Origin of the sequence: Bradyrhizobium sp. DN3 (genome assembly GCF_041357655.1) — a bacterium.
Classification (GTDB): domain Bacteria; phylum Pseudomonadota; class Alphaproteobacteria; order Rhizobiales; family Xanthobacteraceae; genus Bradyrhizobium.
This window is the reverse complement of record NZ_JAULLN010000005.1, coordinates 157,563-172,918: the sequence shown is the minus strand read 5'-3', so window position 1 is coordinate 172,918 and position 15,356 is coordinate 157,563. Positions and strand designations below refer to the sequence as shown.

General features: G+C 56.8%; 14 protein-coding genes. 5 read left to right on the top strand and 9 right to left on the bottom strand.

The features are described 5' to 3' along the window. Positions 1 to 25: 25 nt before the first annotated feature. Genes rfbA through rfbC form a run of 4 tightly spaced genes read right to left on the bottom strand, consistent with a single transcriptional unit; the run spans position 26 to position 3,435 of the window. Entirely contained in the window at positions 26 to 901 is an 876-nt protein-coding gene (rfbA, locus tag AAE027_RS10085) for a glucose-1-phosphate thymidylyltransferase RfbA (RefSeq protein WP_370987623.1), read from the bottom strand. Then, entirely contained in the window at positions 810 to 1,796 is a 987-nt protein-coding gene (rfbD, locus tag AAE027_RS10080; protein WP_370987622.1) for a dTDP-4-dehydrorhamnose reductase, read from the bottom strand. Before rfbD ends, rfbA begins: the two co-directional genes overlap by 92 nt. 8 nt (positions 1,797 to 1,804) lie before the next feature. Continuing rightward, complete coding sequence (gene rfbB, locus AAE027_RS10075) at positions 1,805 to 2,863, bottom strand: dTDP-glucose 4,6-dehydratase (RefSeq protein ID WP_370987621.1); 1,059 nt, start codon at positions 2,861 to 2,863, stop codon at positions 1,805 to 1,807. A 14-nt stretch (positions 2,864 to 2,877) separates the two neighbouring features. Then, positions 2,878 to 3,435: a dTDP-4-dehydrorhamnose 3,5-epimerase gene (gene rfbC / locus AAE027_RS10070; protein WP_370987620.1), complete on the bottom strand. Its 558-nt coding sequence runs from the start codon at positions 3,433 to 3,435 to the stop codon at positions 2,878 to 2,880. A gap of 404 nt (positions 3,436 to 3,839) precedes the next feature. Here rfbC and AAE027_RS10065 point away from each other — a divergent pair, with 404 nt between their 5' ends. From AAE027_RS10065 to AAE027_RS10055, 3 genes are all read left to right on the top strand, one after another. After that, positions 3,840 to 6,164 carry a polysaccharide biosynthesis tyrosine autokinase gene (locus tag AAE027_RS10065; RefSeq protein ID WP_370987619.1) on the top strand — a complete coding sequence of 775 codons (2,325 nt, stop codon included), beginning with the start codon at positions 3,840 to 3,842 and terminating at the stop codon, positions 6,162 to 6,164. Positions 6,165 to 6,281: 117 nt separating this feature from the next. Then, positions 6,282 to 8,249: a hypothetical protein gene (locus AAE027_RS10060; RefSeq protein WP_370987618.1), complete on the top strand. Its 1,968-nt coding sequence runs from the start codon at positions 6,282 to 6,284 to the stop codon at positions 8,247 to 8,249. 172 nt (positions 8,250 to 8,421) lie between these two features. Continuing rightward, the gene (locus tag AAE027_RS10055) at positions 8,422 to 9,888 is read left to right on the top strand and encodes an exopolysaccharide biosynthesis polyprenyl glycosylphosphotransferase (RefSeq protein ID WP_370987617.1); all 1,467 of its coding nucleotides are present in this window, start codon (positions 8,422 to 8,424) and stop codon (positions 9,886 to 9,888) included. A 75-nt stretch (positions 9,889 to 9,963) separates the two neighbouring features. Here AAE027_RS10055 and AAE027_RS10050 read toward each other — a convergent pair whose 3' ends face one another. Beyond that, entirely contained in the window at positions 9,964 to 10,335 is a 372-nt protein-coding gene (locus AAE027_RS10050; protein WP_091878358.1) for an H-NS histone family protein, read from the bottom strand. Between the two features lie 730 nt (positions 10,336 to 11,065). Here AAE027_RS10050 and AAE027_RS10045 point away from each other — a divergent pair. Beyond that, positions 11,066 to 11,455: an H-NS histone family protein gene (locus AAE027_RS10045; protein WP_370987616.1), complete on the top strand. Its 390-nt coding sequence runs from the start codon at positions 11,066 to 11,068 to the stop codon at positions 11,453 to 11,455. A gap of 164 nt (positions 11,456 to 11,619) precedes the next feature. Here AAE027_RS10045 and AAE027_RS10040 read toward each other — a convergent pair whose 3' ends face one another. The 4 genes from AAE027_RS10040 to AAE027_RS10025 form a co-directional block, all read right to left on the bottom strand. Next, positions 11,620 to 12,648 (bottom strand): nucleotidyltransferase family protein, encoded by a 1,029-nt coding sequence (locus AAE027_RS10040; RefSeq protein ID WP_370987614.1) that lies wholly within the window; start codon positions 12,646 to 12,648, stop codon positions 11,620 to 11,622. A 37-nt stretch (positions 12,649 to 12,685) separates the two neighbouring features. Further along, positions 12,686 to 13,801 carry a serine/threonine protein kinase gene (locus AAE027_RS10035; RefSeq protein WP_370987613.1) on the bottom strand — a complete coding sequence of 372 codons (1,116 nt, stop codon included), beginning with the start codon at positions 13,799 to 13,801 and terminating at the stop codon, positions 12,686 to 12,688. Positions 13,802 to 14,000: 199 nt separating this feature from the next. After that, positions 14,001 to 14,243 carry a hypothetical protein gene (locus AAE027_RS10030; protein ID WP_370987612.1) on the bottom strand — a complete coding sequence of 81 codons (243 nt, stop codon included), beginning with the start codon at positions 14,241 to 14,243 and terminating at the stop codon, positions 14,001 to 14,003. Positions 14,244 to 14,671: 428 nt separating this feature from the next. After that, a complete protein-coding gene (locus AAE027_RS10025; RefSeq protein ID WP_370987611.1) occupies positions 14,672 to 14,899 on the bottom strand; it encodes a hypothetical protein in 228 nt (75 codons plus the stop codon). A 52-nt stretch (positions 14,900 to 14,951) separates the two neighbouring features. On the opposite strand from AAE027_RS10025, the gene AAE027_RS10020 reads away from it, so the two are divergent. Next, complete coding sequence (locus AAE027_RS10020) at positions 14,952 to 15,173, top strand: hypothetical protein (protein ID WP_370987610.1); 222 nt, start codon at positions 14,952 to 14,954, stop codon at positions 15,171 to 15,173. Positions 15,174 to 15,356 lie beyond the last annotated feature (183 nt).

Here is a 15,356-nt window from a genome sequence, read left to right as displayed (position 1 = left end):
GTCTGCGGATGATTCAGCCCGAGACTCAAGTCAGGAGAGACCCGATCTCGCGCAAATACTGACCGTAACCACTCTTCTCCAATGGTCGCGCCAACTCTTCGATCTGGTCGCGCTCGATGAAGCCCTGCCTCAGCGCAATTTCCTCAAGACAGGCAACCTTCATTCCCTGGCGCTTTTCGAGCGTCTGCACGAACATAGCCGCATCGATTAGCGACTCCACTGTTCCGGTATCTAGCCAAGCGAACCCCCGTCCCATCCGCTCGACATGGAGCGCCTTGGCCGAAAGATACCGCATCTGCAGATCGGTGATCTCGAGCTCGCCGCGCGACGACGGCTCGATGCGCCGTGCGTAGCGCACGACGTTGTTGTCGAAGAAATAGAGACCCGTGATCGCCCAGTTCGAGCTCGGCTGCTTCGGCTTCTCCTCGATTCGCAGCGGGCGATCGCCCTCATCGAACGTAACGACGCCATACCTCTCCGGATCTCGTACATGATAGGCGAAAACGGTTGCACCTTCCTCACGCTCGGCAGCCCTTGCGAGCATTTCGCTCAGGCCGTCGCCAAAGAAGATGTTATCTCCAAGCACCATCGCAACGCGATCGCTCCCGATGAAGTCAGCGCCAATAATGAACGCATCCGCAAGTCCAGCGGGTCGGGGCTGCTCCGCGTAACTGAGCCTAACTCCCCATTGACTGCCGTCCCCCAGCAAGCGCTCGAACTGACACCGATCTGATGGCGTGGTAATGATAAGAATCTCGCGCACGCCTGCCAGCATCAGCGTCGACAAGGGATAGTAGATCATCGGCTTGTCATAGATGGGCAGTAGCTGCTTGCTGACTGCCCTCGTGATTGGATAGAGTCGAGTTCCGCTGCCCCCGGCCAGCACAATTCCTTTCAGCATCGATGCTACCTTCCACGAGTTGGTCGAGACAAGTTTCGAGAGAACAAAGCCATAGCGGCAATCGAATGCCTAAGACGCGTTCGGCCTTGGATGAATCGAGGCGCGAATTCCGGGGCCGGCGCGCGGCCATCTGGTACTGTTCGCTCGTGATAGCCTCAAGCTGCGGCACTCGGATTCCGCGATGAGCGAGCAAGTCGAAGATCGCTTGGGCAAACCCATGCCAAGTCGTCTCACCTTGTCCGGCAAGATGAAAGATGCCGGCCATGGCTCTACGATCGTGGGTTAGTAGCCGCGCCGGGAGCTGAAGGATCGCCGACGCAAGGTCGAGCGCGGAAGTCGGATTTCCGCATTGATCCTGAACGACTCTGACGACTCGTTGCGATTCACAGAGCCGCAGCATCGTCCGAACAAAGTTGTTGCCATGGGGACTATATAGCCATGAAGTGCGAATTACCGTTGCGAGCGGATGAGCCGCTAGAACGGCAGCTTCGCCAGCGAGCTTCGATGCGCCGTACACATTCATTGGCGCAGGAACATCGCTTTCCTCGTAAGCATCCAGCTTTGTGCCGTCAAAGACATAGTCGGTTGAGATGTGTATGAATGGTATATTCATTTGCCATGCGACATCGGCCAACGCGGCCGCTGCGTCGCGATTAATGCTGAATGCTCTTGCTACTTCCGATTCTGCTAGGTCCACCGCCGTGTAAGCGGCAGCGTTGATGATCATGGACGGTGCGAATGGATCGATGGCTCGACGGAGTTCCCCATGAGCCTCCAGATTGAATTCGCTGCGTCCAAGGGAGACCACGGGCATGCTGTGCAGCACCGCGAGGTCATGAAGACACCTTGCCAACTGACCGTTGCGACCAGCAATCAAAATGGGCTTTTCCGTCATTTGCCGCCTCAATGTTGTGTAGCCAAGAGCCCTAGACGTGAGCCGTCATAAACCCCGCTGCGGGCACGCTCCCACCACGCGCGGCTCTTGAGATACCATGCGACTGTTTCGGTCAGCCCTTGCTCGAACGTCCTTGTGGGTCGCCAGCCGAGCTCACGGTGAGCTTTCGATGCGTCAATCGCGTAGCGGACATCGTGTCCCGGACGATCCGGCACGAAAGTAATCATCGATCGTCTCGTTGCCGGACCGGGATAAAGTCTGTCGACGACGTCGCAGATCTGGGTCACCACGTCGAGGTTGGAGCGTTCACTATCGCCGCCGAAATTGTACTTCTCGCCGGGCTTGCCTTCCAACAGAAGCGCGATCAAGCCTGCTGCATGATCTTCAACATGCAGCCAGTCGCGGACGTTTCGGCCGTTGCCATACACCGGTAGCGGCTTGCGCTCGATCGCATTGAGAATCGTCAAAGGGATGAGTTTTTCTGGAAATTGAAACGGCCCGTAGTTGTTCGAGCAATTCGACACAATGACCGGTAGGCCATAGGTCTTGAACCACGCAAGCGCGAGATGATCCGAGGCTGCCTTGCTCGCAGAATAGGGCGAGCTCGGCCGGTAAGGCGTTTCCTCCCGGAAGTAGTCAGCGGGTCCGAGTGAACCGTAAACCTCGTCTGTCGAGACGTGAACGAAACGAAACCGCTTTCGTCGTGGTACCGAGAGACCCTCATAATATTTTCTGGCTGCTTCCAACAACGTGTAGGCGCCCACGATATTCGTGGCAATGAAAGCCGCCGAGCCGGTGATCGAGCGGTCGACGTGACTCTCGGCCGCGAGGTGAATGATCGCGTCAGGCTGGTAGCTGCTGAACACGAAATCCATGGCCTCGCGGTCGCAGATGTCCTGCTGCTCGAACAAATATGACTGTAGCCCCTGGATGGGCGCTAACGAGGCTAAGTTGGCCGCATAGGTCAGCTTATCGACATTGATCACTTCGGCGCCCCTCTGCAGCACCAAGCTACGGCACACCGCAGAGCCGATAAATCCCGCTCCCCCAGTCACCAAAACGCGCATCTGACCGCTCTCCCTCACTCGAAAACGGCCGTAAGCTGGTCCAGCTTGGGCAGGGACCTGTCCTTTGGCGACACTTGGGCGTCGGCTGTTGTCACCGGCCACTCGATCGCCAGTGCCGGATCGGCCCAATAGAGCCCTCCGTCATGGCTCGGAGCGTAGACCTGGTCGACCTTGTAGAACACGACGGTCTCAGGTTGCAGCGTGCAGAAACCGTGTGCAAAGCCTTTCGGGACAAGCAGTTGTTCCCCCGTTTGGCTATCCAGCTTGACAGCTATATGCTTTCCGAAGCTCGCCGACGAACGCCGAAGATCAACCACGACATCGAGAATGGCGCCGCTTAGCACTCGTATGAGCTTGGCCTGGGCGAACGGCGGTCGCTGGAAGTGCAAACCCCGGACTGTCCCGACCTTGTCTGAGCTGGATTGATTGTCTTGAACGAAATCGACGAGAATCCCTTTCTCTGCGAACGCCGATCGCCGAAACGTCTCACAGAAGTAACCCCGACTGTCGGATACTCGATCCGTGTGAATCATCTTAATATCTGGGATCCCTAAAGACCGTACTTCCAGCATAGAAACGTCCTCCGGTACGTGGTGCTCAGACCTGCCAGAAGGCCTCGAGCCGGACTCGCAACGCCTCGCCACGCCAGCAAAAAAGCGGCCCATTCGAACGTTCGGCCGTCGTTGAATAATGAGCGAGGCCCGACAAGCTTTGCACCTTCATGATGGGTCCCGTCGAGCCATCCTTTAACAATCAGAATTTACATCTGATTTAATTTCAATCGCCGGCTACCGCTGGGCAACCACGGCAAATCGCGAAGAAATGCTCTCCCGCAACAATCGTCCAATTAATATCAGAATAACATTTAATTTGGCAATCATATTCTTTTGCGGTATATTCAATTAATAAATCACATAACCCGCGCTCGTATGCGCGCGTGCCAATTCGACATGCGCCCGATCCAGACAGGTACCCGATGCTCCAGAGCAATCTTCTACAGACCGACAGAACGCGCTTGCCTCTAGGCGAGCAGGCCCAGTCGAGCCAAATCAACGGCGGAGGAATCGGCGATCTCGTCAAGTTCGCGGTCGGCTTTGTAAGGCGTCGATATCTTATGATCGTCGTCACTGCGGCTCTCGCATTCGCTGCCGCGATGTTCTACCTGCGGTTCGCTCCCCCCACCTACACAGCTCAAGTACAAATCCTGCTGTCCAATCCTCGAGCTCAATTCGTTCAGCAGCAGTCGCTTGTTCCGGAGCCCGTCGTCGACGCGGCGCAGATCGAAACGCAACTACAAATGATAAGGTCGCGGGGAATTGCAGCGGCGGTCATAGCGCAGCTGGAACTCGCCAACGATCCAGACTTTACCGGTTCGCGGTGGTCCTTTAGCTCGCTGCTGCATCGCATTCGAAACCCCGGCCAGCAGCCGGAGCACGCTTCGAAGACTGATACGCCTAAGGAAGGCGCGATCGATGCGTTGTTGGATAGGCTCTCCGCCTACAGGATCGGATTTAGCAAGATCATCGAGATCAGCTACAGTTCGAGCAATCCGGAACGCGCGGCGGAGATCGCTAACGCCGTGGCTAATGCCTACATCAACGACCAGATGAATGCGAAGTTCGAGGCCACGCGAACGGCAGCCAGTTGGTTGCAGGAACGTCTCCATAACCTCAATGAGCAAGCACTGACGGCCGAACGCGCCGTGAGCGCATATAAGTCCCAGAACAACATCGTCTCGACCGGCGGAAAATCGATTGACGAACAGCCCGTCAACGACCTCAACGCCCGACTGGTAGCCGCCCGAACCCAGACCTCCGATGCACAGGTCAAGTTCAATCGCTTCGAAGCGGTCCTGCGCGCCAATGCGGCTGGCTCATCCACCATCAGCGCTCCCGACGCGGCGAGCGCCGATGTCCTCCAGAGTTCGATTATCAATACGCTTCGGCAGCAATATCTCGAGTTGTCACGTCGCGAAGCCGATTGGTCAGTCCGGTTCGGCCGCGACCATTTGGCGGTTGTCAACCTGCGGACTCGGATACGTGACATTCGCACATCCATCCTCGAAGAGGTCAAGAGGCTCGCCGAGACCAGCAGAAACGAATTGGAAGCTGCTCAGCAGCGCCAGCAAGAACTCGAGAAGCAACTTGCTCGAGCCGTCTCGCAATCGCGCCTGACCAACTCCGCAGAACTAACGATTCGGGAGTTGGAGAGCCGAGCGAAAAGTCTGCGCGCTATGCATGAAGCGTTCCTGCAGCACTCCATGGGGGCGACTCAGCAGGAGACATTTCCGATTTCGGAAACACGGGTGATCTTTCCCGCCACCCCGCCAGAGCGCAAAAGCAAGCCGAAGGCAAAGTTGGTGCTGGGCTTCGGCCTAGCCGCCGGACTCGCACTCGGAATCGGCTTGGCTCTTCTGAGAGATGTTGTGGACAGAGTTTTTCGTACGTCGTCACAGATAGAGGCCGCACTGGAGCTACCGTGCTTGTCGCTGGTCCCCTTGCTGTCATCTCCGAAGGCGCAGAAGTCGACCGTCCGATCCCAGCAACTGGATGAAGATCTGCGATCACGCACGATGTCAAACCTGCCGACGCTTCACCGAGCCGTTATCGGCATGCCGCTCTCGCGCTTCACGGAAGCCATCCGTTCGATCAAGCTTGCTATAGACCATACCCCCGCGAAGGCCTCCAACCAGGTGATCGGTATCACGTCGGCTCTGCCAAATGAGGGCAAGACGACGATTGCAGCCTCTCTGGCTCACCTCATCGCACATAGCGGCAAGCGGGCTATTGTAGTCGACTGCGACCTTAGAAACCCCTCACTTTCTGCTGCTATGGCTCCGAACGCCTCTTTCGGCTTACTCGAAGTCGTAAACGGCAAGCGTTCCCTCGAAGAGGCGCTCTGGCACGATCCCAGAACTAATCTCGCATTCTTGCCCGCCGTCCGCCGTGGGCCCCTGCTTCACACGAGCGAGATCCTTTCTGCCGAAAACATAAGCAAGCTATTCGAGCGTTTGCGGCAGACCTATGACTACATCATTGTGGACTTCCCTCCACTCTCGCCTCTGGTGGATGTGCGCGTCACCGCGCCTCTGATCGACTGCTACGTTCTCGTTGTCGAATGGGGGCGGACGAAAATCGATGTGGTTCAGCATGCCCTGCATACTGCGCCGACCATCTGCGATTCCTTGATCGGCGTGGTCCTCAACAAGACCGACATAAGGGCAATGGCACGGTATGACGCTCACCGAAGTGATTACTACGATGACAGCCACTACGTTAGATATGGCTTGTCAGACTCTTAGGATGATTTTCTCTGACATACGTCGGACCTAACGATGGAGACAGCGCCTTCTGCAATATGCTCTCCGATTTAAGAGGGTCAGAGTCAGAGATGGTGTAAAATGGTTGTCCAGTCTACAATGCTCGCTGTGCCTGCGGCCATTGCTGCGGCCGAGAACCTAAGAGCTTCAGGTGTGCTATCGGGCATTCTTGCGGCAGCTATACTGGCCGTCGGACTCTTCTCCACCTCGTCGACCCTCGCCTGCTTCGCGAAGCTTCTGCGGCCCCTGTTCATTCTGGCTCTCGCCGCACCCGTGCTTTGGATCGTCTTGCAGTTGATTCCGATCCCGCTTCGCGGCCTCGGAAATCAGATCTGGGCGACAGCGTCGGCAGCCCTAGACCAACCTCTCGCAGAGAGGTTCTCGGTTGATGTCCGCGAGACGATACTGGCGCTTTCACATTACAACCTTGTCATCGCTGCGGCCCTCGTCACCGCACTCGTTACTCTGGACAAACATCGGGCGGCGCAGGTCCTCTATATCCTTGTATCGATCACCGCCGTCAGCTGCGTATTTTCGATATGGAGAAACAACAACCTGAGTGGCTCCTGGCCCGCCGAACAAGTTTGGACCGGCTCGACCGCGGCGGCACTTGGTGTTCTTCTCTCCACTGCAATGGCTATCCGTGCGGTCGATCAGTTGCGGCGACCTAGACGGTCCCCTCGCTCGCCGACAGGACCGCTCGCCATTCTTAGCTGCGCAATTCTATCGTTGATCGTCTCCGTTGCAGCGATCGCGCTATGTAGCGGTTCGACCGCGCTGATTGCCGTTCTGCTTGGAGTGACAACCATCCTCACGGTGGTCGCTATTCGCAAATGGTTCTTTGGCCTGTGGGGCAGAGCTGGTGTTCTCGCGACTGCCGCCATGTTGTTCGTCGCCGGCTTCACTTTCGTTCCGGTTAATCGGAATGCTGACCTGACGATTGCCTTGTCGACGCAGGCTCGGGCAGCGACTGAGCGGATGCTACAGGACACTCACCCGATCGGGACCGGTGCAGGCACGTTTGTTGCGCTTCTGCCGGTTTATGGGGACGTAGGCATGCTCGCAATGCGCGAACGGCCGACCGCCGCCGCCGCGGTCGCGGTCGAGATGGGACGCACGTTCCTCTGCGGCCTGTTGATAGTCGCCGTCATCAGCGTCTGCATCTTGTTCGGGCGCGCCCTGTCTCGCAATCACGCTTACTTATACCCGGCGGTCGGCGCAGGCGCTTCCGTATCGTTGACAATACTGGCGTTTGCCGAAAATAGTTTTTTCGATTTATGGGCATCGCTGTTGGTGGCGGCGGTTTACGGCCTGGCTTTTGCTCAGAGCCTGTCCGGCACAGCCCGCGACGTGGAGTCCATCGAGTTGCGGCAGCTTACGCAGGAAGCCAGCGACCGAACCACGGCAGCACGACGAATTCCTTCAACCACCCTCGCTTCGCCATGGCCTCTGGCACGCGTTGCTCTGACAGTGATCGGATTGCTGTTAGCTGCTCAAGCAGCTTGGATGGTCTCGCCAAGCTCGCCTTTTGGCGATCGCCTCTCAGTTACATCGGTTGCCGGCTCGAACGAAGTCTGGTCCTCAGCACTGCAATCCTCGCGCGAGAATGGATTCACTGCAACTGTGCGCCTTAAGTCTGACAAGGCTGCGGACCCGCAGAACACCGGGCGGTCCGCGGACTTGAATGCTTTCTCTGCAGTGCTGGAATACTCACCCCTGCGAGGCGACGTTTGGCTCATGCTTGCGGCGCTTTCAAAGCAGCACGCGGCGACTTATGACACGACAAGCTTACTTAAGATGTCCTACTATACTGCGCCAAACGCGCTGGATCTTATTCCACTACGGCTATCCGTCGCTCTCAGCACTGATGCTGCGATCAAGGAGCCTGAGCTTCGAGATCTTATCCGACGCGACCTTAAAGTTGCCATTACCGGCCGGGCCGCACTCCGGCCAGCCATCGCCACCGCATACCAGTCGGCATCAGCAGACGGCAGGGCCTTTGCCGAGAGCTCGATTTCGGAGCTCGACCCAGGTTACGTTCAAAAGTTGCGCTCGCGAGGCCCATAGCCGTTTTTCAGCAGTATGCTCGACCGCACCCAGATCGGCCCTGATTAATATCGCGGGGCGTTCAGCGGACTCCGATTAAATTTATCGAATCTGCGACGAATTCAGGTTGATTAATATATTTAAATTTATAGTATATTAATTATTAACCGCCTGCATTCCTTGTTGATTAGCCATGAATTTTATCAACCGGCATATCGGCGACCATGAGAGCGATCTAACTCTCGTCAGCTCACAATCGTCCATTGCTGATGAAGGCAAATGGCCCGTCCGATACGACTCTGTCGAATTTGTAGCGATCTGCGCCGATATCGCGACCATTCTATTCGCCGGCTTCCTTTCCGCGCTTCTTTCACCCGGCAGCCCGGCACCAGTTGGCCTAGCCCAGACATGCGCCTACGCGGCAGCAGCATCAGTATCTTTTGTCTACATTCTGAAAGGCAGGGGACTGTATCGGCCGACCGAACTCCTCATACTCCGAGGCCAAGTTCGCGCCATTTGCCTCACCTGGATCTTGTTGCATGTCCTGGTCGCCGCTGTGGAGATGCTCGATGACAATCCACAGTTCTTCCGAGGTACCGGCCTCCTGTTTGCGGCACTCGGCCTGGCATCTTTGATTGCGCAACGGTGCGTTGCCAGGATACTGCTGATAAAATGCTTCAGTGGCAGGAGGTTCGCTCGGACGAATCTCGTCCTGATCACCGATCAGCCGCCCTCGGCTCATGCTGGCCTGTCGGAGACTCTCGCGGTCCTCGGCTATCGCGTTAAGGGCCGCTTTGGTTTGCCCGCGATGGGCTCGGACCCTGGTTCCAGAAAGCGGCTCAGCTCCTGCGTGATCGAACATATTCGTAACTCCGAAGTCGATAAAATCGTGCTGGAGGCCAATCCCGAACGATGGGCCGACCTTCGTGCCTTCATCTCCGACCTGAGGGTGCTACCTTTCCCTATCGTGTTCGTCCCGGTTGGTGCTGCATCCGAACTGCTTCGACATCCGACGAGGAGCCTGGGAAGTGCCGCTTGCGTAGAGATCCAGCCCGGCCCCCTCACCGCAATCGAGCGCGCCAGCAAGCGAATAGTTGATATTATCGGTGCGGGACTTGCTTTGACAGTCTTTGCACCATTGCTCGCGATAGCTGCGGTCGCGATCAGACTAGATTCTCCCGGTCCGATCCTCTTCAAGCAACAAAGATGCGGCTTCAATGGCCGAATATTTTCCATCCGAAAGTTTCGGACGATGCATGTGCTTGAGAATGGGCCTGTCGTCGTTCAGGCAACGCCTCTTGACCCTCGCATCACCAGGGTCGGCAGATGGCTACGGCGAACGAGCTTCGACGAGCTGCCGCAGTTGTTGAATGTCCTCGACGGCAGCATGTCACTAGTAGGCCCACGCCCCCATGCCGTGGCTCACGACGGACAGTTCGACAAGCTCGTCCGGAAGTACGCCTTCCGGCGCCGAGTGAGACCCGGATTGACCGGATGGGCTCAAATCCATGGCTGCCGTGGACCAACGCCTACAGCGACCATGGTTGAGAGACGTGTGGAGTACGATCTCTGGTACATCGACAATTGGAGTCTTCGGCTTGATCTCGAGATCCTGCTTCGGACTCCTCTTGAGGTTTTGCGGGGTCGCAATGCCTGTTGAGTTGCATTGCTCTTGGCGGCCGCCCGGCAAATCCCTTTTCAGCCGCGCGAGACCGGATGGTGCGATCGGATCAAATCACGCCCGCTGCCGCACCCTCGAATTTGTTTCGCCTAAACGAAACTCCTCGATTTTGCGGCCCGACTTTATAGCTGCAACCAGCCATCGTGGCCGCTTTCCCCGACCCGACCAGGTTTCTGACGTCTGAGGATTGCGGTATTTCGGGAGCACGCGCGGATATTTGCGTCTGGGCTTTCCGGTAGGCGAAATTTCGGGTCCCGTCGAGGAATTGGCAAAAGTGCCCATACCGCCCCCGAGCACCGCCAGCCGCTTCTCTAGTTCCTGCTTTTCAGCCTTAATCCGGGCTGATAAAATCCCGCTAATTTCCTCATGAAGCGACCAAAGATCGTCGAGGGACATTGCTTCTAGTTCAAGCTTCTTAGTCGTCATGCGAGCATCCTGTAGTTGCGCCCATTTGATACCGCCCCGGTTGATTAATCAAGTCCGAGTGTCAGCTTTCCATAAAAAATGCATGGAACCGAACCGAAATTCGCGTTCCACTTAACTAAGTAATCGGCGCTAATCAAGGCGGAAAAATAAGCTATCCGCAGAATTTAATTGCGGGGAAGCGAACATCGCGTCGCCGTACGTGGAGCCGCATCCGCAGGCAAGCGACGATTCCAAAAATGAAGGAATAAATTAGGCGGGCCGCAAGCCCAATCTGCCACGCCGCACTCTCAGCGAATGTGCGCGGCGGGCGAGGCGGCCTCTCCCCCTTCTGGGGAAACTTCTTATGATGCGCCCTTCCGTCAGCTGCAATTGGAAGCGAATCGCCTCGATGTCGCTGAGCGCGCGCCGTCGAAGCTCAATTTGCTCCTTCAGAGCCCGGACGTCCGTCAATGCAGCCGAGGGAACGATAAATCGGCTGATCGAATTCTCAAGACGTCTGAGAGGGTAATCGACAATATCCATTTTGCTCTTGTGCCTACCGCCACTTTTTGCTCACTCGTCGAGCCAATTAATAAAATAATCCTCGCAATAATTATTAAATAATATACTATTTATTTATTGTTGCGTCAATTGAAGCGCCGACTTTGGTCCATCGTTTCATTCGCCGCTCGAACAACGATACTCGAAAGGTGAGGATGATGGACCAGGGGTCAGGCAAACGGTGACGAGAATGCTGCATCGGCAAGATCTCGAAGCCATGGACTTTGAAGAACTTTGGCTCCTCCACGAGGAGCTAACAAAGATACTTGCCGAAAAGATCACGGCCGAGAAGCGGGAACTCGAAAAACGGCTTGCGCAGCTCAACCAGCCGGAGCAATTCGCCGCAGCTGAAAGCGGTGCTGCCGAAACGGGAACGGGCCAGCCGCCGCGCCGCAAATACCCGAAGGTCGTGCCTAAATACTTCAATCCACTTCAGCCGACGGAGACTTGGTCGGGACGCGGTAAACAGCCTCGCTGGCTGGTTGCGGCGCTCCAATCAGGGCACACGCTCGAAGAGTTCAGGATTCGCGAGAACAGCGAATCGTCCGATCGGAATGCTGGTGGTCGAGGGCATTCCTAGCTCCGCACAACTGCGCAGATTTAGGCTGCCTGAAACGTTTTGGCCCCTGCGGATTTCGGAAGCCATATGCCGACCTGGTTAGGGACCGCAGCTGATTGAAAACCGTTCCGTGCATGAAATCTGCCGCCAATCCCTCGAAAGCCCTCGTCTGACCGTCGCTGGCTTTAGACCTTTCCCACACGAACCGCGGTGGCCGCCCTCAACAAAAACTGTAAGGTGTTCGCTCTTGGCATGGACCACAATCCAGGCCGGTGCACGCTGGTTTGCGTATAGCGGGTGACCGCCTCCCTCCGGTAATTTCTGAGGTCCAGGAACGTCATTGCGAGGAAGGGCACACGTGTGGCCGGGAAGCGTGCTTGCATCAATTGTCGCATGAGCTGCAGACGAGGAATCAGTCGGGAGCGCATCGAGTACGGGACTTCGACCCCGAGCAGCACAGCGAGAGCGAGCAACTGGGTTTCAAACGCGTTCTTCATCAATTCGCCTGAGACATGAGAAGCAAGCTCCTTCCAGTCCAGGCCATCGACGGAATTGTTCAGGTCGCGCAACTCAACAAGATGCCGCAGATCGAGGTCGCCAAGCCAATAACCGTAGTCTTGAAACTGATCATGGATGATCAACATGAGCGCTCGGTAAGTTGGGGTTGGGATATATACGCTTGCCCGACCCAGCAGCGCAGGGACACAATGATTTAGCGCATGTCCGGAGCTATGGTAGAGGTACGCCGGGCCGGGAGCGGCCCCCTGCAGATCGATAGTTCCGACATCGCGCGACCGGTTCAGGTCGACGTGCCATCTCTCGCCTTCGGGAGGAGCCTGGTGACGTATTCCATAGCCAATCGCGCCTAGCGCGGCGACTGCACGTTCAGTTTCGTCCGGCATGACCATAATATCCAGATCGCACATCAGCCGAACGCCTCGTCGCTCCTTGGGCGTGGTAGCCAGTGTCGCTGCCCCCTTGAGCAACACCGGCGTAACTCCCTGGCCGTTCATCGCAACGACTGCTTCTTCCAATTGACCTGCCAACCGATCGTTGCGCAGCGAATTTCGCCGATGGATCTGGCGGATATACGTGCAGACGTCTTCCGGCAACTCCGGTTCGAATTGGTCAACGAAGTCGATAAGCGCCGGCGTCGTCAACGTCTGATTTGCGAGCCCGATTACGGACGTCCAATCTACATCGACTGGCGGCATGCCTCGCAAGCAATTGCAAAGGCTCGTCAGTGCCGCACTATGCCTTGCCATTGCACAAGTCCATCAGCAGCCCCCGAGCCTCCGCGGACTCGGAATAGGTAAGTTGGAACGATCGCGCGCCCGCAACAATACGCTTCAAAGCAAAAAAGCCGGCCTGTGACAGTCTCCCGTCCGCGGCAAATGCACCGTCAATGAGCCGCTTCATCGAACCAAGCTGATCCAACGGGGTCAGCTCGACGGGGCCGCTTGCAACCCGGTTCAGAAAGACGATCCAGCTGGCGGAAAGGCATCCGTTGTGCGCATCCGGAATTGGCAAATACCGCACCTGAGCGCCATCGGGCCGGCAATGCGTCACGTCGTTCCAATCGCCATATAGTCGCGACAGCGCCTCCCACGACCCCTCCTTGAGGGTGAGGGCAAATGGGATTCCACAGATCGTTCCGTCAGCCCCGATCAGCGCAACATCATCACCGGCATACTGAAATCCAGCGTTCACCAGCCGCAGTGTAAGAGTCGATTTTCCGGCTCCCGGTTGGCCGCACAGCAGCAAGCCCGTACCGCACTTCGCGAGAGAAGCGGCGTGGAGCGCGAAAACCCAACGATCGCTTCGGATAAGTCGCTCGGTGATGTGAGCCTTGATTGTAGGTGCCAGGGCACCAGCTTCGCACCTGTGGACCCGAGCATCATTCCCACGGAAGAATACCTGATCGTCCAGCACCATTGCCTCGATCACGATATCCTCTTCGCCGCCGTTGTCGTCCAGAGCGCAAAACAGCGGGATCAACTGTTGCAAGAGGTCCCAGTTTGCGGCCCGGACATTGATCCTGCGCCGCCCCAGATCCGCTGAGAAGGTACAATTGGCCGGCATTCGCCAGTCGATGTCGAGCAACCCCCGATCGATCCAGATGTTCATGGCCTGCCGCGTGAACTGGCGCGCTGCGTGCTCATCAATGCCTAGCCGGCCGAGTTCCCGATGGACGTCTTCCAAAGAAGCGCCCTGCGCCAACTTGCACCAAATGAATGCCCCCACCTGGTCCAGCTCATAGATCTTCTGACTTGTCTCGCTGAAAAGCACTGATCGACCGTCCAGCAGCGCGAAGACTGCACCCACGGCCGGTTTCAACGCCATCTCTACCGATGATTTTTCCAGCACGGCTCCGACCAATATGAACGATATCTGTCTCGCCGTGGTCTCGACGCGGCGGCGACAACTTCCTGAGATGCATTGTTCACCGCGATCAAACGAACTGCTGTTGCCCAGAAATTCAGCCTGACCACTACGCGATGCAAGTCCTCGGCGCGGGTGCACGTCCCCGGCTGCGCTTCGTTTCAAAATGACAATCTGACCCCAGTCATGCCGCCAGCTGACTGCCCTCGCCCGCCGCAGGTGGAGGAATATTCAACACTTGTTCTTCGAGAAAGCTCGTCCGCGCGATCAACCGGTGAGCTTCCAGCAAATACCGGTAAACTTCTCGAGCAGCACTCCGCTCTCTTAGAACGCGCTCCTTTTCGCCGATGCTCGCTAATTCCTCGTGCATTTGGGCCAATTGCTGCGCAGCCGAGGCGGAATCGTGCTTATGAATTGATTCCCACATCGTCACCTCCGACCGAAAAATCTGAAGAAATCAGCTTACGCCATTGGCGGCAATTAACAACGCAATTATATCTTTACCATATAATAAAAATTTGTTTCATCTTCGAACCGGACGCGACCATTCAAAGACAAAGAAGCACATTGCATCGAAGCGATAGAGGGGACGGAAGCCGTCGATCAAGGGCCTGGCGCTGTTGAGCCCGACGCCTTCAGTTGCCTTCCTCGCCGCACGAACAACGGCACAAAATAAATCTGAACAAGAGTCGCAAACCAGACCGACAGCGCCGATTTTAGTTTGCACATTAAAATCCGACAACAAATATTTGCCTGGTAGACGAGCGTGGGAGCGAAGCCAGTGATCGAGTTAGCCGATTGGCCCATCACGGGCGACATGATCGTTTTCGTCGCGAGACACAATTCCGCATCCGCTCAGTTAGGCCAGTTTTCAATGGCGCCCAAGGAGTTCTCGGGCGCGGCCGCATAATCGATCCTCACGCGCTGCCGAGCCAGATTCCGGCAGCATCCAAGGAATCGCTCAAGCAGCGATCCGGCCGGTTGGAGAAGCACCGTCACGAGCACGCCGCCCTTTGCTCGAACAAACGACCCCCAGTGCGCGATGCCCCCCAAGTAACCCGCACTGATGACGACGCTCTCCATCCGGCCGGTCCTCTTCGCTTCAACAACGAATAAATTTCCAAGGGAGGCTCACATGGGTATGGTCATGGTCAAATGCCCGCAAACCGGTCGTGTGATTCCAACTGGTATCAAGTCCGACCGTGAGACTTTCCTGCGGAGCGTTGTGTTTTATGGCAATACTCATTGCCCGGACTGTCGTACCAATCACAACTGGTTCGCTCGCGAAGCCTGGGTCGAGGAGCCGGTCGTCCGGCCCGTGGAAATGTTCGGTGCCGCGCGTTGTGCCGACGCGTAGCGTGTTTCGACTCGGACGCAGAGCCGAACTATGTGGCATCCCGCCAATTCGGGCGGACGGTCTCATCTCGCACCACGCTTACTGAATTCAGCCGGACCGGCGTTGCCGCTGGCATGCACCGGCTCAACTGCGAGCCGGGCTTCAGGAGATTCTTGACCATCGAGCGCTCAATCCTCACCCGCG